Origin of the sequence: Salinicola corii, from assembly GCF_008298015.1 — a bacterium.
Lineage (GTDB): Bacteria > Pseudomonadota > Gammaproteobacteria > Pseudomonadales > Halomonadaceae > Salinicola > Salinicola corii.
The window spans coordinates 41,240-63,670 of the sequence record NZ_VTPX01000016.1 but is presented as its reverse complement, the minus strand read 5'-3'; the positions used below and the strand labels follow the sequence as shown (position 1 = coordinate 63,670).

General features: G+C 63.9%; 20 protein-coding genes. 16 read left to right on the top strand and 4 right to left on the bottom strand.

The features are described from left to right. Nucleotides 1–2 precede the first annotated feature (2 nt). A complete protein-coding gene (locus F0A16_RS19370) occupies nt 3–1,634 on the bottom strand; it encodes a gamma-glutamyltransferase family protein (RefSeq protein WP_149437323.1) in 1,632 nt (543 codons plus the stop codon). Between the two features lie 198 nt (nt 1,635–1,832). Between F0A16_RS19370 and F0A16_RS19365 the strand changes: the two genes are divergently transcribed. Beyond that, entirely contained in the window at nt 1,833–2,519 is a 687-nt protein-coding gene (locus F0A16_RS19365) for a GntR family transcriptional regulator (protein WP_149437321.1), read from the top strand. A 38-nt stretch (nt 2,520–2,557) separates the two neighbouring features. Here F0A16_RS19365 and F0A16_RS19360 read toward each other — a convergent pair whose 3' ends face one another. Further along, nucleotides 2,558–3,169 (bottom strand): IMPACT family protein, encoded by a 612-nt coding sequence (locus tag F0A16_RS19360; RefSeq protein ID WP_149437319.1) that lies wholly within the window; start codon nt 3,167–3,169, stop codon nt 2,558–2,560. Next, a complete protein-coding gene (locus tag F0A16_RS19355) occupies nt 3,169–3,642 on the bottom strand; it encodes a LexA family protein (RefSeq protein WP_149437317.1) in 474 nt (157 codons plus the stop codon). The genes F0A16_RS19360 and F0A16_RS19355 overlap by 1 nt, the downstream gene beginning before the upstream one ends. A gap of 188 nt (nt 3,643–3,830) precedes the next feature. Between F0A16_RS19355 and ccmA the strand changes: the two genes are divergently transcribed. The 13 genes from ccmA to F0A16_RS19290 all read left to right on the top strand — a co-directional run bounded on the left by ccmA (nt 3,831) and on the right by F0A16_RS19290 (nt 18,323). Further along, nucleotides 3,831–4,466: a cytochrome c biogenesis heme-transporting ATPase CcmA gene (gene ccmA / locus F0A16_RS19350; protein ID WP_149437315.1), complete on the top strand. Its 636-nt coding sequence runs from the start codon at nt 3,831–3,833 to the stop codon at nt 4,464–4,466. Further along, nucleotides 4,463–5,185 carry a heme exporter protein CcmB gene (ccmB, locus tag F0A16_RS19345; protein WP_149437313.1) on the top strand — a complete coding sequence of 241 codons (723 nt, stop codon included), beginning with the start codon at nt 4,463–4,465 and terminating at the stop codon, nt 5,183–5,185. Before ccmA ends, ccmB begins: the two co-directional genes overlap by 4 nt. A gap of 54 nt (nt 5,186–5,239) precedes the next feature. Further along, nucleotides 5,240–5,971: a heme ABC transporter permease gene (locus F0A16_RS19340; protein WP_149437311.1), complete on the top strand. Its 732-nt coding sequence runs from the start codon at nt 5,240–5,242 to the stop codon at nt 5,969–5,971. Nucleotides 5,972–6,126: 155 nt separating this feature from the next. Beyond that, nucleotides 6,127–6,306 (top strand): heme exporter protein CcmD, encoded by a 180-nt coding sequence (gene ccmD, locus F0A16_RS19335; RefSeq protein ID WP_149437309.1) that lies wholly within the window; start codon nt 6,127–6,129, stop codon nt 6,304–6,306. Continuing rightward, entirely contained in the window at nt 6,303–6,758 is a 456-nt protein-coding gene (gene ccmE / locus F0A16_RS19330; protein ID WP_149437307.1) for a cytochrome c maturation protein CcmE, read from the top strand. The genes ccmD and ccmE overlap by 4 nt, the downstream gene beginning before the upstream one ends. Before the next feature lie 34 nt (nt 6,759–6,792). Beyond that, nucleotides 6,793–8,841: a heme lyase CcmF/NrfE family subunit gene (locus F0A16_RS19325; protein ID WP_149437304.1), complete on the top strand. Its 2,049-nt coding sequence runs from the start codon at nt 6,793–6,795 to the stop codon at nt 8,839–8,841. Beyond that, nucleotides 8,838–9,368, top strand: a complete 531-nt coding sequence (locus F0A16_RS19320) for a DsbE family thiol:disulfide interchange protein (protein WP_149437302.1) — start codon at nt 8,838–8,840, stop codon at nt 9,366–9,368. Before F0A16_RS19325 ends, F0A16_RS19320 begins: the two co-directional genes overlap by 4 nt. Next, nucleotides 9,356–9,886, top strand: a complete 531-nt coding sequence (locus F0A16_RS19315; RefSeq protein WP_239023895.1) for a cytochrome c-type biogenesis protein — start codon at nt 9,356–9,358, stop codon at nt 9,884–9,886. Before F0A16_RS19320 ends, F0A16_RS19315 begins: the two co-directional genes overlap by 13 nt. Next, a complete protein-coding gene (gene ccmI / locus F0A16_RS19310; protein ID WP_149437300.1) occupies nt 9,883–10,770 on the top strand; it encodes a c-type cytochrome biogenesis protein CcmI in 888 nt (295 codons plus the stop codon). Before F0A16_RS19315 ends, ccmI begins: the two co-directional genes overlap by 4 nt. A 127-nt stretch (nt 10,771–10,897) precedes the next feature. Further along, nucleotides 10,898–14,401 (top strand): chromosome segregation protein SMC, encoded by a 3,504-nt coding sequence (gene smc / locus F0A16_RS19305; protein WP_149437298.1) that lies wholly within the window; start codon nt 10,898–10,900, stop codon nt 14,399–14,401. A gap of 209 nt (nt 14,402–14,610) precedes the next feature. Continuing rightward, a complete protein-coding gene (zipA, locus tag F0A16_RS19300) occupies nt 14,611–15,864 on the top strand; it encodes a cell division protein ZipA (RefSeq protein WP_149437296.1) in 1,254 nt (417 codons plus the stop codon). 156 nt (nt 15,865–16,020) lie between these two features. After that, complete coding sequence (ligA, locus tag F0A16_RS19295; protein ID WP_149437294.1) at nt 16,021–18,057, top strand: NAD-dependent DNA ligase LigA; 2,037 nt, start codon at nt 16,021–16,023, stop codon at nt 18,055–18,057. Beyond that, the gene (locus F0A16_RS19290; RefSeq protein ID WP_149437291.1) at nt 18,054–18,323 is read left to right on the top strand and encodes a YheU family protein; all 270 of its coding nucleotides are present in this window, start codon (nt 18,054–18,056) and stop codon (nt 18,321–18,323) included. The genes ligA and F0A16_RS19290 overlap by 4 nt, the downstream gene beginning before the upstream one ends. A 106-nt stretch (nt 18,324–18,429) precedes the next feature. Here F0A16_RS19290 and F0A16_RS19285 read toward each other — a convergent pair whose 3' ends face one another. After that, nucleotides 18,430–19,743: a 2-hydroxycarboxylate transporter family protein gene (locus tag F0A16_RS19285; RefSeq protein ID WP_149437289.1), complete on the bottom strand. Its 1,314-nt coding sequence runs from the start codon at nt 19,741–19,743 to the stop codon at nt 18,430–18,432. Between the two features lie 344 nt (nt 19,744–20,087). On the opposite strand from F0A16_RS19285, the gene F0A16_RS19280 reads away from it, so the two are divergent. After that, entirely contained in the window at nt 20,088–21,689 is a 1,602-nt protein-coding gene (locus F0A16_RS19280; protein ID WP_239023894.1) for an ATP-binding protein, read from the top strand. Between the two features lie 3 nt (nt 21,690–21,692). Beyond that, nucleotides 21,693–22,424 carry a response regulator gene (locus tag F0A16_RS19275; RefSeq protein WP_149437287.1) on the top strand — a complete coding sequence of 244 codons (732 nt, stop codon included), beginning with the start codon at nt 21,693–21,695 and terminating at the stop codon, nt 22,422–22,424. The last annotated feature ends 7 nt before the right edge of the window (nt 22,425–22,431 follow it).

The window sequence follows — 22,431 nt, the reverse complement described above, 5'->3', positions numbered from 1 at the left end:
GCTCAGAGCACCGCGATGCTGGAGTCGGTCCGCGGTTCGGTGCCTCCGCAGTAGATGCCGCTGACGGGATCGCGGAGGATGACCTGGCCGCGACCGTAGGCCGTGGTGTCCACGGCAACCGTCATCTGGTGACCGCGCTCGGACATCGCGCGGATCAGGTGCATCGGATAGCCGGGCTCGATGCCGATCCGGCGTCCGCCCATCCACTGCCAGCGCGGCGCGTCCAGCGCCGCCTGCGGGTTGAGGCCGAAATCGACCAGGTTCATCACCACCTGCATGTGTCCCTGGGGCTGCATGAAGCCACCCATCACGCCAAACGGACCGAGCCCGATGGCGCCCCGGGTCAGGAAACCGGGGATGATGGTGTGGAAGGTTCGCTTGCCGGGCGCCAGCACGTTGACGTGATCGGCATCCAGGCTGAAGCCGTGGCCACGATTCTGCAGCGAGATACCGGTGTCCGGCACCACCACGCCGGAACCGAAGCCGTGATAGTTGCTCTGGATGTAGGAGACCATGTTGCCGTCGTTGTCGGCCGTGGCCAGGTAGACCGTGCCGCCGGCCTGCGGCTGGCCGGGTTCGGGGTCGATGGCCCGTTCGCCGATCAGGTGGCGACGGGTGTCGGCGTACTCGTCGCTCAACAGCGAGGCGACGCTGGTGCGCATGTGCTCGGCCTGGGTGATGTGATGATGACCGTCGGTGTAGGCGAGTTTCATCGCTTCCAACTGGCGATGAAGCAGTTGCGGATCGTCGCGCACCGTGACGTCGAACCCTTCCATCATCCGCAGCGCCATCAGCGCTACCATGCCCTGGCCGTTGGGCGGGATCTCCCAGACATCGAAGCCGCGATAGTTGACCGAGATCGGGTCGACCCACTCCGGCGCATAGTCGGCCAGGTCGTCGGCGCGCAGATAGCCGCCCGTCGCCTGAGAGAAGGCATCGATCTTCTGTGCCAGTTCGCCGCGGTAGAAGCTCTCGCAGCGACTCTCCGCCAGCGCTTCCAGGGTTCTTGCCTGGGCCTCGTTACGATGGAGTTCGCCCGGGCGGGGCGCATGCCCGTTGGGCGCGAAGGCGTCGAGCCATGGGGCGATGACGGGATCGTCCGCCTTGGCGCGAAACTCGATCTCGGCACGCTGCCAGAGTTGGCTGATGACCGGAGAGATGGGAAAGCCTTCCCGGGCGATACGGATTGCCGGTGCCAGCAGGGTGGCGAAATCCAGTTTGCCGTGCTGTCTCGACAGTTCCGCCCAGGCGGCGGGGATGCCGGGAACCGTGACCGGCGTCCAGCCGTGCAGGGGCATCTCGCCATGGCCTGCCGCCTTGACCGCCTCGGGGGTCAGCCGCTGGGGGGCATGCCCGCTGGCATTGAGGCCATGGAGCTTGCCGCCACCGTCGCGGCCCTCGGCCAGCCACACCAGCGCAAAGGCGTCGCCGCCGATGCCGTTGCCACTGGGCTCGACCACGGTCAACACGGCTGCCGTCGCGATAGCGGCGTCGACCGCGTTGCCGCCCTGGGCGAGAATGTCCCGCCCGGCCTGACTGGCCTGGGGTTGCGAGGCCGCCACCATGCCGCGGTTGGCGTAGGTGGCGCTGCGGCGGGAAGGGAAGGGGTTGTTGTGGTCGAACGCGAGAGACATGGCGATACTCGGATTATTGTAAGGCGGTTCGTTGGATGCCGAAGGTCTACGGTAAATGGATGTTAATCGTTTATGATGTAAAAAATCGATTTTTTACTATGGCGTCGTATTCTCGTGCAGGTCAAGCCCCCCATTGGCGATATGCTCGGAGTCGGTGCGATAGTGAGATTCCGCCACTGGATCAGAAGGTCAGTCTTTATGGAAGCTGAAGTCGCCACCGCCAACATGACGGCGAGCCAGCTGTACGCAGCGCTGAAGCGCGATTTGATCGACGGTCGTTTTGCCGCGGGGCAGAAGCTGGCGATCACCGCGCTCAGGCAGCGTTACAGGGTGGGCTTGAGTCCACTGCGAGAGGCACTGAATCGTCTGGCGGCCTATGGTCTGCTGGAGCAGGAGAATCAACGTGGCTTTCGGGTCCCCGCGCTGAAGCGTGCCGAACTCGACGACATCGCCGATCTGCGACGGCGTCTCGAAGGATTGGCGTTGGCGCAGGCGCTCCAGGAGGGCGGCGACGAATGGGAAGCCGGCCTGCTGGCGGCGTTCCACCGCCTCAAGCGGGCTGACGAGACTCCCGGGAAGCTGGAGCACTGGGAGCAGATGCACCTCCAGTTCCATCGCCACTTGCTCGAACCCTGCGGTTCGGCGTGGCTGCTGCGCTTCATCGAGCAGTTGCACGACCAGTTCGACCGCTATCGCCGTATGGCGCCAGCCAACGATACGATCCGGGCGAGGCTCAACGTCCAACACGGCCAACTGGTGGATCTGGCCATGGCTCGCGATGTCCCGGCGGCTCGGGCGTTACTCGAGGAGCATATCCGCCTCTCTCACGAGGTGGCGCGGGGGGCCTGCCAGGAGGATCGAACGAGCGTGGAAGAGAGAGACTAGACGCAGGGAATACTGGGCGAGGGCAAAGGCCGTTCGTCTCAGAGGCGCACGAGCGCGCCCTTGAGGCGCTGCTCCAGTGCCGTCAGCGAGACGCTGCCATCGTCGGGCCACTGCGCCACCAGACGTGCGCCCTGGCTGTCGTAGTCGGCGCTGGCAATGGGAATATCGTGGTCGGCCAGCCAGCGGCGGGTTTCCGCCTCGTTGCTAAAAGCGACCTGGATCGCTACCGCACGGCGTTCGGTGAAAGGGCGCCTGGGCAGCGTGTCGAGCGCTTTGAGGACGGACTGGGTGTAGGCGCGAACCAGACCGCCGGTGCCCAGCTTGGTGCCGCCGAAGTAGCGTGTCACCACGGCGCCGATCTGTCCCATGCCACTGCCTTCCAGCGCCTGGAACATGGGCCGGCCGGCGGTGCCCCCCGGTTCGCCGTCGTCGGAGAAGCCGATCGCGACCTGTTCGCCAGGTGCGCCGGCGATGAACGCGGAGCAGTGGTGGCTGGCATCCGGGTAGGTGAGGCGTGCTTCCTGCAGCAGCGCGTCGAAGGCGGCGTTGTCGGGGGCGTGGCAGAGCCAGCAGATAAATCGGCTCTTTTCGATCTCGAACGTTTTGACATGCCGTCCATCGGGGGGGAGGTCGGGAATGGGGTAGTGCATCAAGCCGCCTGGGGGGGATTGCGCATCACGCCCATGACCAGCCCCAGTACCTGTACGTCCTCGTTCTTCAGATAGATCGGCGGCATGCTGTCGTTGGCAGGTTGCAGGCGAACGCCGGATTTCTCGATGAACAGCTTCTTCAGCGTCACTTCGTGGTTGTTGATCAACACCACGGCGGTCTCGCCGTTTTCCGCCGACTCGTAGCGCTCGATGATGATGACGTCGCCATCGAAGATGTTGCTGTCGATCATCGAGTCGCCACGCACGCGCAGCGCGTAGGTGTTGCGACGGACCAGTCTGGCCGGAACGTGAACGGTGGCGTTGTCGAGGCAGGCTTCCATTGGCAGCCCGGCGGCGACCTGGCCAAGTAGCGGTATCTCGACCAGGTCGGTCGCGTCGATGGGTTCCCAGTTGCCGTCGATCAGCGGCAGATTCGGCTGGCGCTGGAGATAACTCGGTGCGGCGTTTGTCATCGTCTTCTCCCGAGGTGGTATCGCCATCATAGCAAGGCAAGCGGCAGCGGCAAGTCGATACTTCCACTTGGTCACCTCCCGGGTATCACACGGCGTCGCGGTGTGGCGACGGCTTGGATCTTGGGTGTAGAGTGGCGCCAGCTCTGGGCCGGCGTCGCCGGCGTCATCTGCCCGTTCTTGAGGACCGCATGGGAGTCGATGTCTCGTTACAAGCCAGCCAGCTCGCCAGCGAGCGAGACGATCGATGGCTGTTCCGGTCGCTGGAGCTGCGGGTCGAGGATGGCGACATCCTGCGTATCGAGGGGGGCAACGGCAGCGGCAAGACAACGCTGCTGAAGCTCCTGACCGGCCAGTTGCAAGCTTCCGAGGGGCGCGTCGAATGGCATGGGCGGTCACTGGCCTCGGTGCGCGAGCATTTTCTGGATCGGCTGCTCTATCTCGGCCACAGGCCGGGCGTGTCCGGGGCACTTTCCGCCCAGGAAAATCTGGCCTGGTCTGCCGCCATGGCGGGCGTCAAGGCGAGACCCGATGCCATCGAGGCAGCGCTCGATGCCGTCGGGCTGGCAGGGTTCGAGGATCTTCCGGCACGCCAGCTCTCTGCTGGCCAGCAACGCCGTATTGCCCTGGCGCGGCTCGAGCTGATCCCCAGACCGCTGTGGATTCTCGACGAACCGTTCACCGCCATCGACCGGGATGGCGTGGCCTGGCTGGAATGTCGGCTCCTTGATCATGCCTGGGGGGGAGGCACCGTCGTGATGACGACGCATCATGCTTTTCAGGCTAACGATCGTGTAGACTCGCTGGTGCTGGGAGAGATGCCATGAATCGAGTGCGCTTGGCGTCGGCCGAATCTCCGGCACGAGACGCCGGACTCTGGAATGGTTTTCTTGCCCAGTTTCGGCGTGAGTTGGCAATAGCGCGACGGCGCGGGAGCGATCTGCTCAACCCGCTGATGTTCCTGGCCCTAGTGGTGATGCTGTTCCCGCTGGGAATTTCGCCTCGCCCCGACCTGCTGGCGGATATCGCGCCAGGATTACTTTGGGTCGCCGCGCTGCTGGCGATGCTGCTGTCTCTGGATACACTGTTTCGAAGCGATTTTGCCGATGGCAGTCTCGAGCAGATGTCGCTGTCGCCCCGACCGTTGCCGCTGCTGTGCCTGGCCAAGATAACCGCCCACTGGCTGCTGACAGGCGTGCCTCTCGCACTGTGCGTGCCGCTACTGGGTGTGATGCTGTCGCTGCCGGCCACGGGGTATCTGGTGCTGATGCTGTCACTGGCGCTGGGCACGGCGACCCTGAGCCTGATCGGCGCGATCGGCGCCGCGTTGACGGTGGGCTTGCCGCGCGGCGGCGTTCTGCTCTCGCTACTGGTGCTGCCGCTTTACATTCCAGTGCTGATCTTCGGTGCCGGTGCCGTTCAGGCGGCGATCGAAGGCGGTATTGCAGGGCCGGCGCTGGCGCTGTCGGGTGCGTTGGCGGCGATCGCCCTGGCGGCGGCCCCGTTCGCGGTCGCGGCAGCCTTGCGAATCAGCCTGAACGGTTGACGACATCGCCCGGACCACAGCGATCCCTTAGATAAGGAGTGGCGAGATAACGGCATGTGGACTTTCTGGCACAAACTTGGCTCCCCGAAATGGAGCTATGCGATCTGCGGTCGGTTGCAGCCGATATTCTGGATAGCGGCGCTACTCCTGCTGCCCATCGGGTCGTTCTGGTCGCTGGCGATCTCGCCTCCCGACTATCAGATGGGCGACAGCTACCGCATTATCTACGTTCATGTGCCCGCGGCGATTCTCGCCCAGAGCGTCTTCGTCGCGATGGCCCTGGCATCGGCGGTTTTCCTGATATGGAAAATCAAAGTGGCCGACATGGCGGCGAGCGTGATGGCGCCGTTCGGCGCGGCGATGACATTGCTGGGGTTGTTCAGCGGCTCGCTATGGGGCGTGCCGACCTGGGGCACCTGGTGGACCTGGGATGCGCGGCTGACCTCGATGCTGATCCAGTTGTTTCTCTACATCGGCGTGATCGCCTTGCGCGGCGCTTTCGGCGGCAGCGACCAGGGCGCCAAGGCGGTAGCGGTATTGACACTGGTCGGTGTGGTCAACATTCCGATCATCAAGTATTCGGTGGTGTGGTGGAACACGCTGCACCAACCGGCCACCTTCAACCTGACCGAGCGGCCCGCCATGCCTGCCAGCATGTGGATGCCGCTGCTGCTGATGGTACTGGGATTCTACTGCTTCTTTATCGCACTGACACTTTTCCGGCTACGCAACGAGCTGATCCGCCGTGAATCGCGTGCTCGCTGGGTGCAGGAACTGGCCGGTTGATCGTCAAAGCGGCCGATGGAGGAAATCCGATCAATCGACAGATTAAAAACCGGCAAAGGTCGTTCGTAGAAAAAGACCGGTAACAAGAGTCGGTGACAACGCCTGATGACAGGTCCTGTAACAGATCGGCTGACAGCAATAAACGGAACCGTGACATGGCTTTCGATTCACTTGCCGCCTTCCTGACCATGGGCGGTTATGCTAAATACGTTTGGCCGGCCTGGGGGTTGGCGGTGCTGATCATTGCCGGCTTTACGCTATGGGCGCGATTCGAGCGGCGCCAGCTACTGCAACGGCTGAAGCGGCGCCAGCGGCGTGAGACTCGCACCTCATGAGAGCCAAACGCAAACGCCGCCTGATCATCGTGATTGGCCTGGTGGCGCTGGTCGCGGTTGCCGTCGGACTGACGCTCTACGCGCTGCGCGCCAACATCAACCTGTTCTTCACGCCGTCGCAGATCGCCGCGGGAGAAGCGCCGCACGGGCGCACGATGCGCATCGGCGGGGTGGTCAAGAAAGACAGCGTCGACCGCAACAGCGACTCGCTCGAGGTCACGTTCGTGGTCACCGACTTCGCCAAGGACGTCGAGGTCCGCTACGACGACATCCTTCCCGACCTGTTCCGCGAAGGACAGGGTGTAGTGGTGATCGGCCAGCTCGACGAAGACGGTGAGTTCATCGCCCAGCAGGTGCTTGCCAAGCACGATGAAACCTACATGCCGCCCGAGGTCGCCGAGGCGCTGAAAGCTACCGGCAATCTGCCCGACGGCAGCGTGCCATCTTCTTGAAGAGGCTGCCTCGTCGAACGTTGCGAGTGACACCATGTTGATTCGAATTTTTCCCGAACTGGGACATTTCGCGCTGATCCTGGCGTTTGCCATGGCCGTGCTGCAGGCGGTTGTCCCGCTGTGGGGGGCTGCCACCCGGCGCCCGCTGTGGATGGCGTTCGCCCAGCCCATGGCATGGGGGCAGTTCACCTTTCTGATCCTCTCGTATCTCAGCCTGACCGCGAGCTTCGCGCTGGATGATTTCAGTGTCGCCTACGTCGCCAACAACTCCAACTCGCTGCTGCCGTGGTACTACAAGCTGAGCGCGGTATGGGGCAGTCACGAGGGCTCGGTGCTGCTGTGGGTGCTGATCTTGAGCGGCTGGAGCTTCGCCGTCAGCGTCTTCTCCCGGCATTTGCCGCGAGACATGCTGGCCCGCGTGCTCGGGGTGATGGGCTGGATCAGCAGCGGCTTTCTGCTGTTCATTCTGCTGACCTCCAACCCGTTCGAGCGCCTGTTGCCCGATGTGCCGGCAGACGGCGCCGATCTCAATCCGCTGCTGCAGGATTTCGGTCTGATCGTGCATCCGCCGATGCTCTACATGGGCTATGTCGGTTTCTCGGTGGTATTTGCTTTCGCCATGGCGGCGTTGCTGGGCGGTAGACTCGACTCGGCCTGGACGCGCTGGGCACGGCCGTGGACCAACGTGGCCTGGGCCTTTCTCACCGTGGGGATCGCGCTGGGCAGTTGGTGGGCCTATTACGAGCTGGGCTGGGGTGGCTGGTGGTTCTGGGACCCGGTGGAGAACGCTTCGCTGCTGCCGTGGCTGGCCGGCACGGCGTTGATCCACTCACTGGCGGTGACCGAAAAGCGCGGCACGTTCAAGAATTGGACGGTGCTGCTGGCGATCTTCACCTTCTCGCTGTCGCTGCTGGGCACCTTCCTGGTGCGTTCGGGCGTGTTGACGTCGGTCCACGCTTTCGCCAACGACCCGTCTCGTGGCACTTTCATCCTGGTTCTGCTCGGCGTCACCGTGGGCCTCTCGCTGGCGATCTTCGCGTTGCGCGCGCCCAAGGTGCAGTCGCTTGCGGGCTTCGGCTGGCTGTCGCGGGATTCGCTTCTGCTGATCAACAACATTCTGCTGGTGGTGATGACCGTCACCGTGCTGCTCGGCACGATCTATCCGCTGCTGCTGGATGGACTGGGGCTGGGCAAGATCAGCGTGGGGCCGCCGTATTTCAATGCGCTGTTCGTGCCGTTGACGGCGCTGCTGTGCCTGTTCATGGGGCTGGGGCCGCTGGCACGCTGGAAGCGCATGCCGGGCAGGGAGCTCGCCCGACGCCTAGCGGTTTCGGCCATCGTCGCTGTGGTTACCGCTGCGGTCTTGCCGCTCTTCTATGGCGGCAGCTTCAGTCTTGGCGTCACGCTGGGATGGCTGCTGGCGCTGTGGCTGGTGTTGTCATTGGTCCGCGATGTTTTTGATAAAACCCGCCACGGACGATCCGACAAGGCCCGAAAAGGGCGTACTCGCTTGGCAGGCTTTAGGAAGCTGACGCTCGCCTACTGGGGCATGGTGCTGGGGCATCTGGGGCTGGCGGTGACCATTGTCGGCGTGGCGATGGTGTCGCACTACAACGTCGAGCGGAACGTGCGCCTGGCGCCAGGGGGAAGTGTCGATGTGGGAGGCTATCAGTTCGCGATGACCGGCTTGCGGGAGCGACGCGGCCCCAACTACACCGCGGATACCGCCACCATCGAGGTGACTCGGCCCGGACGGTCGAGTTTCACGATGCAGCCCGAGAAGCGCTTCTACGTCGCCAGCGGCATGCCGCTGAGCGATGTCGCGCTGCGTCCGGGGCTGTTCGGCGACCTCTACGTGGCGCTGGGCGAGAAGCTCGACAATGGCGACTGGTCGCTGCGCATCCAGCTCAAACCCTTCGTGCGCTGGCTGTGGCTGGGTGCGTTGATGATGGCGGCTGGCGGTATTCTCGCCGTCATCGACCGCCGTTATCGCCGAGCACCCAGGCGCTCCGCGGCGTTGCAGACGCATGAGCCGATGCCGTCCCGCCTGGTACCGCCGAGTCCGACGGAGGTCACCTCGTGAAGCGTCGTCTGCTGCTGTTGATCCCATTGCTGCTGTTCGCCGTGCTAGTGGTGTTTCTCTATCGTGGACTGGCAAAGGATCCCGCCGCGCGGGACTCGGCGCTGCTGGCCCGGGACTTCCCGGCCTTCAGTTTGACCACGCTGGGGGATCCGAGCCGCATGCTGGACCGTTCCCTGCTCGAAGGCCAGGTGACCCTGGTCAACGTCTGGGGCGAGTGGTGCCCGACCTGCAAGCAGGAGATGCCGCAACTGCTGGCGTTGGCCGATCACGGCGTGCGTCTGGTCGGTGTCGACTACAAGGATACGCGCGAAAACGGGCGACGGTTTCTCGATGAGTTCGGTAACCCGTTCGAAGTCTCGTTGTTCGATCCGGACGGTACGCTCGGCTTCGATCTTGGGGTCTACGGCGCGCCGGAGAGCTTCCTGGTCGACGCCGACGGCGTCATCCGCTATCACCACACCGGCTATATCACACCGCAGGATGTCGACGACGTGATCCTTCCCGAGGTGAAGAAATGGCAGCAATGACACGCTGGCTGATGCTGATCTGCCTGCTGCCGATCGTTGTCCTGTCGGGCGCCGCGGCTCTCGCGGCCATCGAAGTACAGGATTTCGACGACCCCGCCTTGATACAGCGCTACGAGGATCTGACCTCGCGGTTGCGTTGCCCCAAGTGTCAGAACGAATCGATCGGCGCCTCGAACTCGCCGATCGCCGCGGACATGCGAGCGCGCGTTGCCGCGCTGCTGCGCGATGGTCAGAGCGATCGACAGATCGAGAACGCCATGGTCAGTCGCTTCGGCGATTATGCGCTCTACGATCCCCGGCTGGATACGCGCACCTGGCTGCTGTGGGGCTTGCCCTTCGGTTTGGTGGTGATCGGCGCCTGCGTGGTGGCCGCCTTCGTCTTGCGCCGGCGCCGTCTGGAGGATCGCGAATCGGGCATTGACGGCTTGGATGAACACGAGAGACGCCGGCTCGAGGCACTGACGTCGCGTCATGACGCCGGCTCACAAGCCCGCCGCAATGACGGGGAGGCCCCATGATCCCCCTATGGATAGGTATAGTCGCGTTGCTGCTGCTGAGCATGTGGCTGCTGTGGTTGCCGCTACGTCGCGCCGCCGGCGTGCGGGATGCGATGATGACGTTCGAGGCCGACGACCGTAACAATGCCGAGAACGTGGCGATCTATCGTCAACGGTTGGCTGCGCTGGAAGCGGCGCTGGCGGAGGGCGAGATCGATAGGGAGCGCTTCGCCGAGGACCGTCTGGAACTCGACCGGCGGCTGCTGGAAGATGCCGGCAGCGCCGGTCGGCGGCCACTGTGCCGCGTTCAGGCCGGTCGCTGGCTGCTGCCGATAGTGGCCGTTCTGGTGATCGTCGGCACGCTCGTGTTCTACGATCAGACCGGCGGTCGCCGCGACCTAGCGCTCTATCAGGTCATTCAATCGCTGACCCACGCGCCGCCGGAAACGCGCCTCGCCGGACTGGAAGCCGAGGCCCGGCGCCAGGCCGACAATCCAAAGGCGTGGGCCGAGCTGTTCCCGCTCTACCGCGACAGCGGTCGGTTCGACAAGGCGATCGGTACGCTGGAGCGGCTGATCGAACTGCAGGGGCGCCAGCCGTCGCTGCTCGCCCAGTTGGCGCAGATGAAGTTCTTCGCCGCCCACCGCACGCTGACCGATGAGGTCCAGGCGCTGGTCGACGAGACGCTGAAGCTCGATCCGCGCCAGCCGACGGTGCTCGGCATGCTGGGAATCGATGCCTTCGATCACGCTCGTTACCAGCAGGCGATCGACTACTGGCGACGCGCCATGGCCGGTTATCAGGATGCCCAGTCCGGCCAGGCACTGCGCAAGGTGATTGCCGTCGCCCAGCAGCGGCTGGCCGCGACACGAGAGACAACGGGGTCGACCTCGACGTCGAGGTAGCCGATTCGGCGACATTGAGGCTGGATATCGATCACGCGGTGCCTTAGGCTCTGCCGAAACCGGTGTCGGGTCGCCATCCGCGACGATCCGCTGCTGCCATCTCGGTTTCCGGAGCTTTCTTCCCTGCATGCGCCTCAAGTCCATCAAGCTGGCCGGCTTCAAGTCGTTCGTCGATCCGGTCACCGTGCCGTTCGACAGCAACATGACCGCCATCGTCGGACCCAACGGCTGCGGTAAATCCAACGTTATCGATGCCGTGCGCTGGGTGATGGGCGAATCCTCCGCCAAGACCCTGCGCGGTGAATCGATGACCGATGTCATCTTCAATGGATCCACCGGCCGTTCCCCCATCGGTCAGGCCTCCATCGAACTGATCTTCGACAATCGCGATGGCGAACTTGGCGGCGCCTACGCCGGATACAACGAGATCGCGGTCAAGCGCCTGGTGACCCGCGAGGCGCAGTCCAGCTACTTCCTCAATGGTCAGAAATGTCGCCGCCGCGATATCGCCGACATCTTCCTGGGGACCGGCCTCGGGCCGCGCTCCTACGCGATCATCGGCCAAGGCATGATCTCCCGGCTTGTCGAAGCCCGTCCAGAAGAGCTGCGCAACACGCTGGAAGAGGCGGCGGGAATCTCGAAGTACAAGGAACGCCGACGGGAGACCGAAAATCGGCTACGGCGCACCCAGGAAAACCTCGAACGGCTCGACGACATTCGCGAGGAGCTCGACAAGCAGCTCGAACGGCTCAAGCGTCAGGCTGAAGCGGCCAAGCGCTATCGTTCGCTCAAGGAGGAAGAGCATCGTCTTCGCGGCGAGCTGGCGGTGCTGCGCGAGCGTGCATTGCGCAGCCAACAGCGCGAGGAAGAAGCTCGCGTTCGCGACTACGAGATCCAGGTCGAGCGCGAGATTCTCGGGCAGCGCCAGTGCGAGACGCGGCTGGCGGAGGGCCGGGAGACCCACGACGCCGTGGCCGCCGAGCTGGAATCGCACCAGGCCGCGTTCTACCAGACCGGCGCCGACATCGCCCGGCTGGAGCAGTCTCTCGAGCACGCCCGGCAGCGGCAGCAGCAGCTCTCCGGTGATCTGGAGAGTGCGCAGCGGGAGCGGGACGCCATGGCGCAACTGATCGAACAGGACGAGGAGCGTCGCGGCGAGTGGGATACCCGACTCGAAACGCTGCTCCCCGAGATCGAGATGGCCGATGAGGCGTTGCTGACGCTGGAGGCGCAGCTCGAGGAGGCCGAGGCTTCGGCACAGGAGTGTCAGCAGCGGTGGGAGGCGTTCAGCGAGCAGGATCGTGACGCCCGTCACCGGGCCGAGCGCGAACAGGAGACGATTCAGCGACTCGAACGTCAGCTCGAGGAGCTGACCCGCGAGCTGGAGCGCCGCCGACAGCAGCGATCGGAACTGCCGGACATCGGCGATCTCGACGAGGAGAAAGCCTCGCTGCAGGAAGCCCTGGCCGTACTGGACGAGCGGCAGCAGACGCTGGAGATTCGCCGCGAGGAGCGCCAGCGATCCCGCGAACGCGCTCGCGAAGCCCAGGCCGAAGCGCTGGTAGCCAGGGATGGAGAGCGCGAGCGCCAGCATCGCTGCCAGGGCGAAGTGGCGTCGCTCGAGGCGCTGATCGAGGCGGCACTCAACGATGACGACGCCAGCCTGGCCGAACACCTCGCCGATCATCCGCTGGGCAGTGCGCCACGCGTCGCCGAGAGCCTGGAAGTCACGTCCGGTTGGGAGCGTACCGTCGCCTGGGTGCTCGGGCCCTGGCTGAAGGCGCGCCTGGCCGAGCCGGAACTGGCCCGCGAGCCGATGGCCTCGTTGACGAGCGGGGAGCTGCCGGTGGTGTCGCTCCAGGCCGCGGAGAGCGCGCCTGCCGAATCGCTGGGAGCCCGGGTCAAGGGGGCCGGCGCGCTGTCGACGCTGCTGGCGGCGATTCACTGCGCCGACGACGCGACGGCCGCGTGGCAGATGGCGGCCGATCTTCCCGCGGGTCACAGCGTGATCACCCGGGACGGTCTGTGGCTGGGGCGCGGCTGGGCGCGGCGGCTCGGTCGTGACGACGCCAACGCGGATAGCGTGTTGCTGCAGCGGCAACGCCGCGACGCGCTGGTCGAAGAGCTCGCCGCGCTCGACGCCACGCTGGTCGAGCGGGATTCGCAGATCCTCCATTGGCAGTCCGAGATCGATAGCTGCGAGGCGGCGCTGGAGGCGCTGCGCCACGAAGAGCGGGAACTCGCCGGTCAGCGTCAATCCCGGTCGACCCGGCTGGCAGCGCTCGAAAGCCGGCTCGAGCATGTCGCTTCACGGCTGCGGGAGTTCGACGCCGAGCAGGCGCAGAGCCAGGACCGCCACGCGACACAGCGGCTGGAGCTCGAAGCCGCGCGGGAGCGTTGGCAGCAGGCGCTCGACCGGGTCGAAGCCAACGGCGCCGAGCGCGAAACGCTGCAGACGGCCCGCGAGCAGAGCCAGGCGCGTCTGGGGGAGCTTCGTCAGCAACAGCAGCAGACGCGTCAGACCCAGCAGCAGCTGGCGCTCGAACGCCAGCGCCTCGAGGCGCAGCGCGGCGAGCTTCAGCAGCAGATCGAGCGCAGCCGCGGTCAGCTTGCCCGCCTCGACGAACGCTGCGAGTTGCTGCGCGAGCAGCAGGAGACGCTCCATGAACCCGGCGAGGATCAGCGTGAACGCCTGGAACGGTTGCTCGAAACGCGATCGCAGCAGGAGGCCACCCTCGACCGATGTCGGGAGCGGGCCAGCCAGATTGGCGAGGCGCTACGCCAGACCGAGATCGATCGTCAGCAGCACGAGCGCAATCTCGAAGGGCTCCGCCAGCGGCTGCAGGAAGCGCGGATGCAGGTCCAGGCCCTGACGCTCAAGGCGGATGCCCAGCGAGAGACGCTAGCGGAGCAGCAGCAGGATGAGCAGGAACTGCAGGAGAATCTCGATTCCAATGCCACGGAATCGGCCTGGCAGAACCGCCTGGAAGAGACCGGCGAGCGCATCCGGCGTCTCGGTGCCATCAATCTGGCGGCGATCGAGGAGTACGAGCAGCAGGCCGAGCGGCGCGACTATCTCGAGGCCCAACACGCCGAGTTGAGTGAGGCGATCGAGACGCTGGAGCGCGCGATCAAGCGTATCGACCAGGAGACAAGGACCCGTTTCAAGCAGACTTTCGAGGAAGTGAATCGTGGCCTGATGGCACTTTTTCCCAGAGTCTTCGGTGGCGGGGCCGCATGGTTGACCCTCACGGGGGAGGATTTGCTGGAGACGGGGGTGGCGATCATGGCGCGCCCACCGGGCAAGAAAAACAGCACCATTCATTTGCTGTCCGGGGGAGAAAAAGCACTGACGGCGCTGTCGTTGGTGTTTGCCATCTTCCAGCTCAATCCGGCGCCTTTTTGCATGCTCGACGAGGTCGATGCGCCGCTCGACGATGCGAACGTGGGGCGTTACGCGAAACTGGTCAAGGAAATGTCCGAGAGCGTACAGTTCATCTTCATCACCCATAACAAAATTGCGATGGAAGCTGCCGAGAGATTGATGGGTGTCACGATGCAGGAACCCGGCGTCTCGCGTCTGGTATCCGTGGGTGTGGATGAGGCAGCGTCGATGGCAGAGGCGTCCTGAAGTTGGCAAAAATAGCCAAACCGGCTAACGACGTAATAGGATGTTAGACATCGGATGGAATTGAAGGGTGATTGCTGATGGGCAAAACTTTGCTTGACAAAGAAAAAAAGTAGCCCATTTTTGACAAATCACGCTATGCTAGTGCCGACATGCCTAATGCATGTTGTCCTCTTCCAGCATAGTGGCACCGCGAACAGGCAAGACGACCCATGGAACTAAGAGAGTGGCTGATCATCCTGGGGCTGGTTTTGGTGGCGACCATCGTGATCGATGGCTTCCGTCGCCTACAGCGCCAACGTCGAGTTCCACGCCTAGATCGGGCGATTGGAGATAATGGAACCGACGATGGATCCGAGATGGATCCGGAACAGGCGGCCCGCGAGGCCGAGGTCAACTGGGAATTGCCCAATGGAGGGGCTCGTGTCCTGCGTCCGGCTACGTTCGAACGCAGCGGCAACGGTTCGGAGCCGATCAGGCCCACCGAGCCCAAGCGCCAGGAGCGGATTCCGGAAGAGAAGCTGCAGAGCAGCATACTCGATCGGAGCGCGCGATCGTCGTTCGCCGATATGCAGCACAACGTCAAGAGTGCCGTTCGTGCCGGTGCCAAGCGTGTCAGTGAATCGGCTCAGCGTCTGAGTCACAGGCGCGAAGACGCCAGGCGTGAAGCCGAAGAGAGTCGCGCGAGAACGCCGGAGCGACACGAAGAGCCTCATTTGGGCACTCGGGAAGTCGCCGATGCCGAGGCGCCTGACCGTTTGCAGATCACGACGCTGGTACCGCCTGACGATAGCCATGTTACCGTTGCCGGTGCTCGGATGGCTGACGAAAAGGATGGAAGCCAGGGGCAGGATCGTTCTCGGACGACGTTGCGTGCCGAGTCCGAATTGGCCTCCCATTCTTCTGCATCGATGGAAGAGGCCGAAGATGCACCACGCAGCGATGTGGTGACTCAACATCCCGCCGTCGAACGTGCCAAGCGCCATCATGTGAGTGCGGCACGGGCCAGGGAAACCCTGGCGCATTCCGAGGAGATTATCGTCATCAGTGTGTTGGCGAGAACGGAAGCGGGCTTCGATGGTGCCGATCTGCTCAATCTGATGCTGGCCTGCGGTTTGCGCTTCAGCGAGATGGGGATTTTCCATCGCTACGAGACCGAGTCAGACGACAGTGAGCTGCAGTTCTCGATGGTCAACGTGGTCAAGCCCGGCGTCTTCGATCTCGACAGCATGCAGGAGATCGTGACACCTGGCGTGACATTCCTGATGCCACTTCCGGGGGCCAACGATACCGCGGCGGCCTTCGAGGCGATGCTGGAAACCGCCATGGTGTTGGTGCGCAATCTGGGCGGTGAACTGAAGGACGAGAATCACAGCGTGATGACCGCTCAGACCATTGAGTTCGCGCGCCAGCGCGTGCAGGAGTTCGAGCGCCGCCATCGACTGCATCGCTATCAAGCCAATTGAGTTGGCAACGGCTTGAGCCGAGCTTGACGTGAGACGACGGGGCCTTAGGGCCCCGTCGCCGTTTCCGGCTTTCGCATATCTCCGGCGCTGCGGCAGCCGCGGCGGGCTTCCGCTACAATGCGTGTCACTTTTTGAGCAGCGATCGAACCGAGCGCCATGAGCCAGATTCCCCCAACGGTCCGCGAACGGGCCAGTGCCCTGCGCCAGCAGTTGGATGATGCCAACTACCATTACCACGTCGAAGATCAGCCGCAGATCACCGACGCCGAGTACGACAAGCTGCTGCGTGAGCTGCAGTCGCTGGAAGCCGAGCATCCCGATCTGGTGACGCCGGATTCCCCGACCCAGCGCGTCGGCGCATTGCCTGCCGATCGCTTTCGGGAAATCACCCACGCGGTGCCGATGCTTTCTCTCGATAACGCCTTCAACGAGGAGGAGCTACGAGCCTTCGTCAAGCGTGCGGCCGACAAGCTCGAAGACGACGTCGAAACGCTCGTGTTCTGCTGCGAACCCAAGCTCGACGGCCTGGCCGTTTCGCTAGTCTACGAGAACGGGCAACTGGTTCAGGGTGCGACTCGTGGCGATGGACGCACCGGCGAAGATGTCACGCTCAATCTGCGCACGATTCATTCCATACCGCTCAAGCTGCGTGGCAAATCGGTACCGTCGCTGATCGAGGTGCGTGGCGAAGTCTATATGTGCCACTCCGGCTTCGAGGCGATGAACGAGCGCGCGAGAGAGAGGGGCGACAAGGTCTTCGCCAACCCGCGCAATGCGGCCGCCGGCAGCCTTCGCCAACTGGACTCATCGATTGCGGCCCAGCGCCCGCTGGAATTTTGCGCCTATCAGGTAGCCCGACTGGAGGGGGACGATGACGCCCAGTCCCATTCCGATTACCTGAAGCGCCTGCGTGAACTGGGATTCCGGACCAGCCCGCTGCTCGACGTGGTCGAAGGCGCCAGCGGTGTCGTCGAATTCTGCGAATCGCTGGGCAGGCGTCGGGAAGGGCTCGACTACGATATCGATGGTGCGGTACTCAAGGTTGACAGCCTGCGCGCTCAGCGCGAGTTGGGATTCGTCTCGCGTGCGCCACGCTGGGCCATTGCCTTCAAGTATCCGGCGCAGGAGCAGACCACGACGCTCAACGACGTGGCCTTTCAGGTCGGCCGGGTCGGTACGCTGACGCCGGTCGCCAAGCTGGAGCCGGTGCAGGTCGCCGGTGTGACCGTCTCCAACGCCACGCTTCACAACATGGACGAGATCGAACGTCTCGGCGTGCGCATCGGCGATACGGTGATCGTGCGCCGTGCCGGTGACGTAATCCCGCAGATCGTGGGTGTTGTCGAATCGCAGCGCCCGAACGATACCCGAGCCATCGAGATGCCCGCCGAATGTCCGGTCTGTGGCTCGCAGATCGAACGGTTCGAGGGCGAAGTCGCCGCCCGCTGTTCCGGTGGCCTGTTCTGCCCCGCGCAGCGCAAGGAGGCGTTGAAGCATTTTGCCAGCCGCCGCGCGCTGGATATCGACGGTCTTGGCGAGAAGCTGATCGACCTGCTGGTTGAACGCGAATGGGTCAAGACCCCGGCCGATCTGTTCCGGCTCCGGGCCGAGCGGCTGGCGGAGCTCCCCCGGCTGGCGGAGAAATCCGCCAACAACTTGGTCGCCTCGCTCGATGCCGCCAAACGGACGACCTTGGCGCGATTCGTCTACGCGATCGGGATTCGTGAAGTGGGCGAGGCCACCGCGGCCAATCTGGCGCGCCATTTCGGCTCGCTGCAGGCACTGTCGGAGGCGTCTCTGGATGCACTGGAATCGGTCGAGGACGTGGGCCCGGTCGTCGCCCGGCACATCTACACCTTCTTCCGTCAGCCTCACAATCAGGAAACCCTCGAGGACCTGCAAAGCGTTGGTGTTACCTGGGAGGAAATCGAGATTGCTGATCGACCTCAACCCTTGGCCGGCCAGACCTGGGTGCTGACCGGTAGCCTCGAGAGCATGACGCGGGACGAAGGCAAGGAGCGCCTGCAAGCGCTCGGTGCCAAGGTCGCCGGTAGCGTTTCCAAAAAGACCGCGACCGTCGTCGCCGGGCCCGGCGCCGGCAGCAAGCTGGCCAAGGCCGAGGAGCTGGATGTCGAGGTGATCGACGAGGCGACATTCATCGAACGGCTGGAAAAGTGGGAGACAGGAGCATGAGCGGACGCTTTATCGAAATCCCGCATCGCATGCTGCCGGCGGAGACGCTGGACGCTCTGCTCGAAACGTTCGTCACGCGGCAGGGCTACGACACCACCGACGTGGCGACGGACATGCACGACTGGGTACGTGATCTCAAACGACAGCTGGAACGAAGCGAGCTGCTGATCGTGCACGACCTGCAGACCGAGAGCACCGAGGTGATGACCCTGGCTCAGTGGCGCGGTTTCGGCCGCGATGTCGCCGACGACGAGGAGGAGGACTGAGCGTCCGTCGAGGAGAACTCGGCATGAATCGAAACGGCGCCCCCGTTCACAACGGGGGCGCCGGTTTACATGGCCATGCCGTCACTTGGCTGGCCATCGCTAGAGATCAGGTAAAGAACAGCGGTACCACGATGCTGGAGATCAGCAGGATCAGCGCCCCGCCGAGGCGCGACGAGATCTGCGCGAACGGCATCAGTTGCATGCGCTTGGCGGCGGAGAGCACGGCGACATCGCCCGTGCCACCCATGTTGGCCATGCACAGCCCGGCGGTGATCGCGGATTCGATCGGGTAGAAGCCGACCAGCTTGCCGACTAGGCCGGCACCAAAGGCCGCGCCGGCGACGACCGCGAACACGATCATCACGTAGGTGATGGAGATTGCGTCGATCACCTGGCCCAGATCGGTGTAGGCGATGCCAATACCGAACAGCAGGGCGAAGGTCCAGTTCTTGGCGACGAACTGGAACCACTGCGCCGCGGCATCGTTGATCGATTCCGGCACCACGTTGGCGATCTTGAGCACGGCGACCAGGATGATCATCAGCGCGTACGGGTGGAGCGGAATGAATCCGCCCAGGATTTCGCCGGCGACGAAGAAGGTAAGTGCGGCGACGACGCCGATGCCCAGTTTGGAGAGATCCGGCTTGCTTTCGCGCTCTTCGATCTCGACGCCCGGCATCATCTGGCCGTTGCCGGTGAGGCTCGGCATGCGATTTGCCAGGCCGTTGAGCAGGCCGGCGATGATGATGGCGAAGACGTTACCCAGCGCCAGTGCCGGTACCAGAATGGAGATGTAGTAGCTGGCCGGCTGGCCCAACAGTTGCTCGTAGATCTGGCTCATCGGTACCGCACCGGCGCCCATGCCGCCGCCCATGATCGGCAGAGCGATGACCACGACCGCGTCCTGGGGCGAGAAGCCCATGATCCAGCCGACGGCGATCGCGAAAAGCGCTGCGAACAGTACGGCGCAGATCAGCGGCAGGGCGTAGCGCGAGCCGACCTTGACCAGAACGCGGGAGTCCATGCCCAGGATGCTCCCGGTGATCAGCGCGGCGATGTAGAAGTTGAGGAAGCCACCGCTCTTCATGAACTGGGTCACGTTGTCAACGACACCGGTCGGCAGCCACTGCACGTAGACCAGCGCCGCGGCACCGAAGATGGCCAGGATGGCGCCGCCACCCAGATAGCTTTTGATGATCGGCAGGCGATCGCCGATGAACCCCATCAGTTCGCCCAGAATCATCATCACCAGCAGGGCACCGATCATGCCGGTCGGGATGGTATCCGTCGCCATGGAGATGACGAGAACCCCGGTCGCGATGGCGAAGAGTGGAAAGGGAATGCCGAAGATCGGCGTCGACAGCCAGCTGTCGCGACGCCCGGAAACGGACGTCGCGGTTTGCGTCACGGTTGAAGTCATGGTTGGCTCCCCAAGGATTGCCGCCCAAAGGGCGGTAGGCGGTATTCTTGCCCCGATGGGCGGTACGCTGCCGAGGATAGAGGCCTCGAGGTGTCGACCAAGTTTTATGAAATTATTAAAGCCTTTAGAAACTATTGAAAGACATGGGGCCATGCACGGCACACCCCCAGGTCAGAAGGTATACCACCATGGTCTAATCGGCGCTCGACCATGGTCGATATCCCGGAGGGAGTTCTTCCTGCCGGTGCCTACAGCAAGGAGTGAGGGATGAATTCCGGATTGGCCCGATGCGACGGGCACGCTGGCGATGTCTCCATACCGCGCCTGTCGGCCGAGGATGAAGCGTGAAGCGGCTGCGTCTGAGTGCCCAGATATCCGTCCTGGTCGCCAGCATGATTGTGCTGACACTTGGCGTTGCCCTGTTGCTGTTCAACTACCAGCTTCGCGCCAATCTGGAGGAGGCCCAGGGGGAGCGTGTGATGGGGCTAGCGGCGGTGCTGGCCGATCGTGACGACGTGCGGGCCGCGCTCATGGCCACGCCCATCGTCCGTAACCCCGACTCCGAACTGCGTCAGCAGATCGAGAAGCTGCGCGATCGGCTGGGCGTCGATTTCATCACCGTCATGGATCGGGACCATCTGCGCCTGACGCATCCCGATCCCGACGAGGTCGGACGTCATTTCCGCGGTGGCGACGAGGGGCCCGCGCTGAAGGGTCAATCCTATGTCTCCCGCTCCGAAGGCACCTTGGGCGTCAGCATCCGAGGGTTTTCGCCCGTGCTCGATGCGCAGGGGGCGGTGATCGGTGCGGTTGCCACCGGAGTCACTCTGACGCGGGTCGGGCTACTGCTGGCCGAGCGGCGTCAAGTGCTGCTGCTGGGCATCGTGTTGCTGATGCTGGTCGGTGCCTCGGGCGCCTGGTGTCTGGCGCGATATATCAAACGCATCCTGCTGGGCTTCGAGCCCCACCAGATATCCCAATGGGTGCAGCAGCGTCAGGCCATGCTGGCTTCGCTGCACGAGGGGGTGCTGGCGATCGATGGCGATTCGGCGATCACCATGGTCAACCCGGCCGCTGGCGAGTTGCTGGATCCGGCGGGCGCTGGCGATGGCTCGGGAATACCGGCATCCACGCTCAGAGAACTGTTCGACAGGGGCACGCCTGCACTCAATCGGCGCTTGACGCTGAACGGACGCGCCTTGATCGTCAACCGTGTGCCTATCCGGGGCGACCGGGGCGCGGGGGGCAGCGTGGTGACGTTACGGGACCGTAGCGAAGTGAACCGGCTGGCCGAGGAGTTGACCGGTGTCAGTCGATACGCTCAAGCACTGCGCGCGTCCACCCACGAGTTCAAGAACCGGCTTCACGTCATCCTCGGACTGGTACAGCTGCGCGATCTGGGTCGTCTGGAGCGTTATCTGCGGGAGCTCGACGACACCTTGATCGCGCCGGCCGCGGCGCGGGTCGCCGGGGTCCGGGATCCCGTGCTGGCGGGCTTTCTCCTGGCCAAGGGGAGCGAGGCGAGAGAGCGACGGGTCGAACTCGATATTGATCTGCAGAGCGAAATTCCGACGCCCGACGAAAGCGAGGCCGTTCATCTGCTGGTCTCCATCATCGGCAATCTGCTGGAAAACGCCTTCGAGGCGGTCGCCGGTCGCGAGACGCGCCAGGTTAGCCTGACGTTGGGCGTCGACGCTGGCGCGCTCTCCTTGCATGTATCGGACAACGGCAAAGGGATGAGTGACAACCAGCAGCAGCTTGCCGTGGAGCAGGGCGTCTCTTCCAAGGGGGCGGGGCGCGGCTATGGGCTGGCCATGGTCAAGGCCCATGTGGAATCGCTAGGTGGTACGCTGGCACTCTATTCGACGCTAGGGCGCGGCACGCTCGTCGAAGTGACCGTGCCTTATGCGATGGACGTAATGCAGGTAACCGACGGAGTGACTTGATCCATGCGCGTGTTGGTCGTGGAAGACGATCCGATGGTAATGCGGCTCAATGTCGAGTTTCTCAACCGCATCGAAGGCATCGACCTGGCCGCCCAGTGCGAGGACCTGCCGGCGGCGAGAGAGATTCTGGCGCGGGAGAATGTGGACCTGCTGCTGCTCGATGTCTATCTCCGCGAGCACAATGGCCTGTCGCTGGTGCGAGATCTGCGTCGCCAGGCCCGCGATATCCAGATCGTGCTGATCACGGCAGCCTCGGAAATGGAAACCGTGAGGGAGGCCAAGCACCTGGGCGTCAGCGACTATCTGGTCAAGCCGTTCGAGTTCGAGCGCTTCAAGGAAGCCCTGACTCGCTGCCTGGACACGCATCAGCGGCTGTCCCGGCTACCCGCGCGCGCGCACCAGCGGGATCTCGACGCGCTGTTTCGTCGAGAGGCGACCGCGGCGCAACCGGCGCGCCCCGGTGATCTGCCCAAGGGTCTGACCGCCAACTCCCTGTCCCAGGTCGCCAGGGCCGTCGCCGAGCGGGCGGGGGCACCTTTCACCACCGAGACGTTGAGCGAGAATACTGGCATGTCACGGGTATCGGTGCGGAAATACCTCAAGCACCTGGTGGATCGTGGCGTGCTCGAGGAGTCTTTTCACTACGGCCAGATCGGTCGCCCCTCCTTCACCTATCGCTGCCTCGATGGCGATACGCTGGCCAACCTGGGGGAAACCGGCGCTCCAACTCCCTGAGTCCATG

What these genes read in the sequence shown, in the direction of transcription:
- F0A16_RS19370 (WP_149437323.1), bottom strand. Translation starts at nt 1,634, where the DNA reads ATGTCTCTCGCGTTCGACCACAACAACCCCTTCCCTTCCCGCCGCAGC.
- F0A16_RS19365 (WP_149437321.1), top strand. Translation starts at nt 1,833, where the DNA reads ATGGAAGCTGAAGTCGCCACCGCCAACATGACGGCGAGCCAGCTGTAC.
- F0A16_RS19360 (WP_149437319.1), bottom strand. Translation starts at nt 3,169, where the DNA reads ATGCACTACCCCATTCCCGACCTCCCCCCCGATGGACGGCATGTCAAA.
- F0A16_RS19355 (WP_149437317.1), bottom strand. Translation starts at nt 3,642, where the DNA reads ATGACAAACGCCGCACCGAGTTATCTCCAGCGCCAGCCGAATCTGCCG.
- ccmA (WP_149437315.1), top strand. Translation starts at nt 3,831, where the DNA reads ATGGGAGTCGATGTCTCGTTACAAGCCAGCCAGCTCGCCAGCGAGCGA.
- ccmB (WP_149437313.1), top strand. Translation starts at nt 4,463, where the DNA reads ATGAATCGAGTGCGCTTGGCGTCGGCCGAATCTCCGGCACGAGACGCC.
- F0A16_RS19340 (WP_149437311.1), top strand. Translation starts at nt 5,240, where the DNA reads ATGTGGACTTTCTGGCACAAACTTGGCTCCCCGAAATGGAGCTATGCG.
- ccmD (WP_149437309.1), top strand. Translation starts at nt 6,127, where the DNA reads ATGGCTTTCGATTCACTTGCCGCCTTCCTGACCATGGGCGGTTATGCT.
- ccmE (WP_149437307.1), top strand. Translation starts at nt 6,303, where the DNA reads ATGAGAGCCAAACGCAAACGCCGCCTGATCATCGTGATTGGCCTGGTG.
- F0A16_RS19325 (WP_149437304.1), top strand. Translation starts at nt 6,793, where the DNA reads ATGTTGATTCGAATTTTTCCCGAACTGGGACATTTCGCGCTGATCCTG.
- F0A16_RS19315 (WP_239023895.1), top strand. Translation starts at nt 9,356, where the DNA reads ATGGCAGCAATGACACGCTGGCTGATGCTGATCTGCCTGCTGCCGATC.
- ccmI (WP_149437300.1), top strand. Translation starts at nt 9,883, where the DNA reads ATGATCCCCCTATGGATAGGTATAGTCGCGTTGCTGCTGCTGAGCATG.
- smc (WP_149437298.1), top strand. Translation starts at nt 10,898, where the DNA reads ATGCGCCTCAAGTCCATCAAGCTGGCCGGCTTCAAGTCGTTCGTCGAT.
- zipA (WP_149437296.1), top strand. Translation starts at nt 14,611, where the DNA reads ATGGAACTAAGAGAGTGGCTGATCATCCTGGGGCTGGTTTTGGTGGCG.
- ligA (WP_149437294.1), top strand. Translation starts at nt 16,021, where the DNA reads ATGAGCCAGATTCCCCCAACGGTCCGCGAACGGGCCAGTGCCCTGCGC.
- F0A16_RS19290 (WP_149437291.1), top strand. Translation starts at nt 18,054, where the DNA reads ATGAGCGGACGCTTTATCGAAATCCCGCATCGCATGCTGCCGGCGGAG.
- F0A16_RS19285 (WP_149437289.1), bottom strand. Translation starts at nt 19,743, where the DNA reads ATGACTTCAACCGTGACGCAAACCGCGACGTCCGTTTCCGGGCGTCGC.
- F0A16_RS19275 (WP_149437287.1), top strand. Translation starts at nt 21,693, where the DNA reads ATGCGCGTGTTGGTCGTGGAAGACGATCCGATGGTAATGCGGCTCAAT.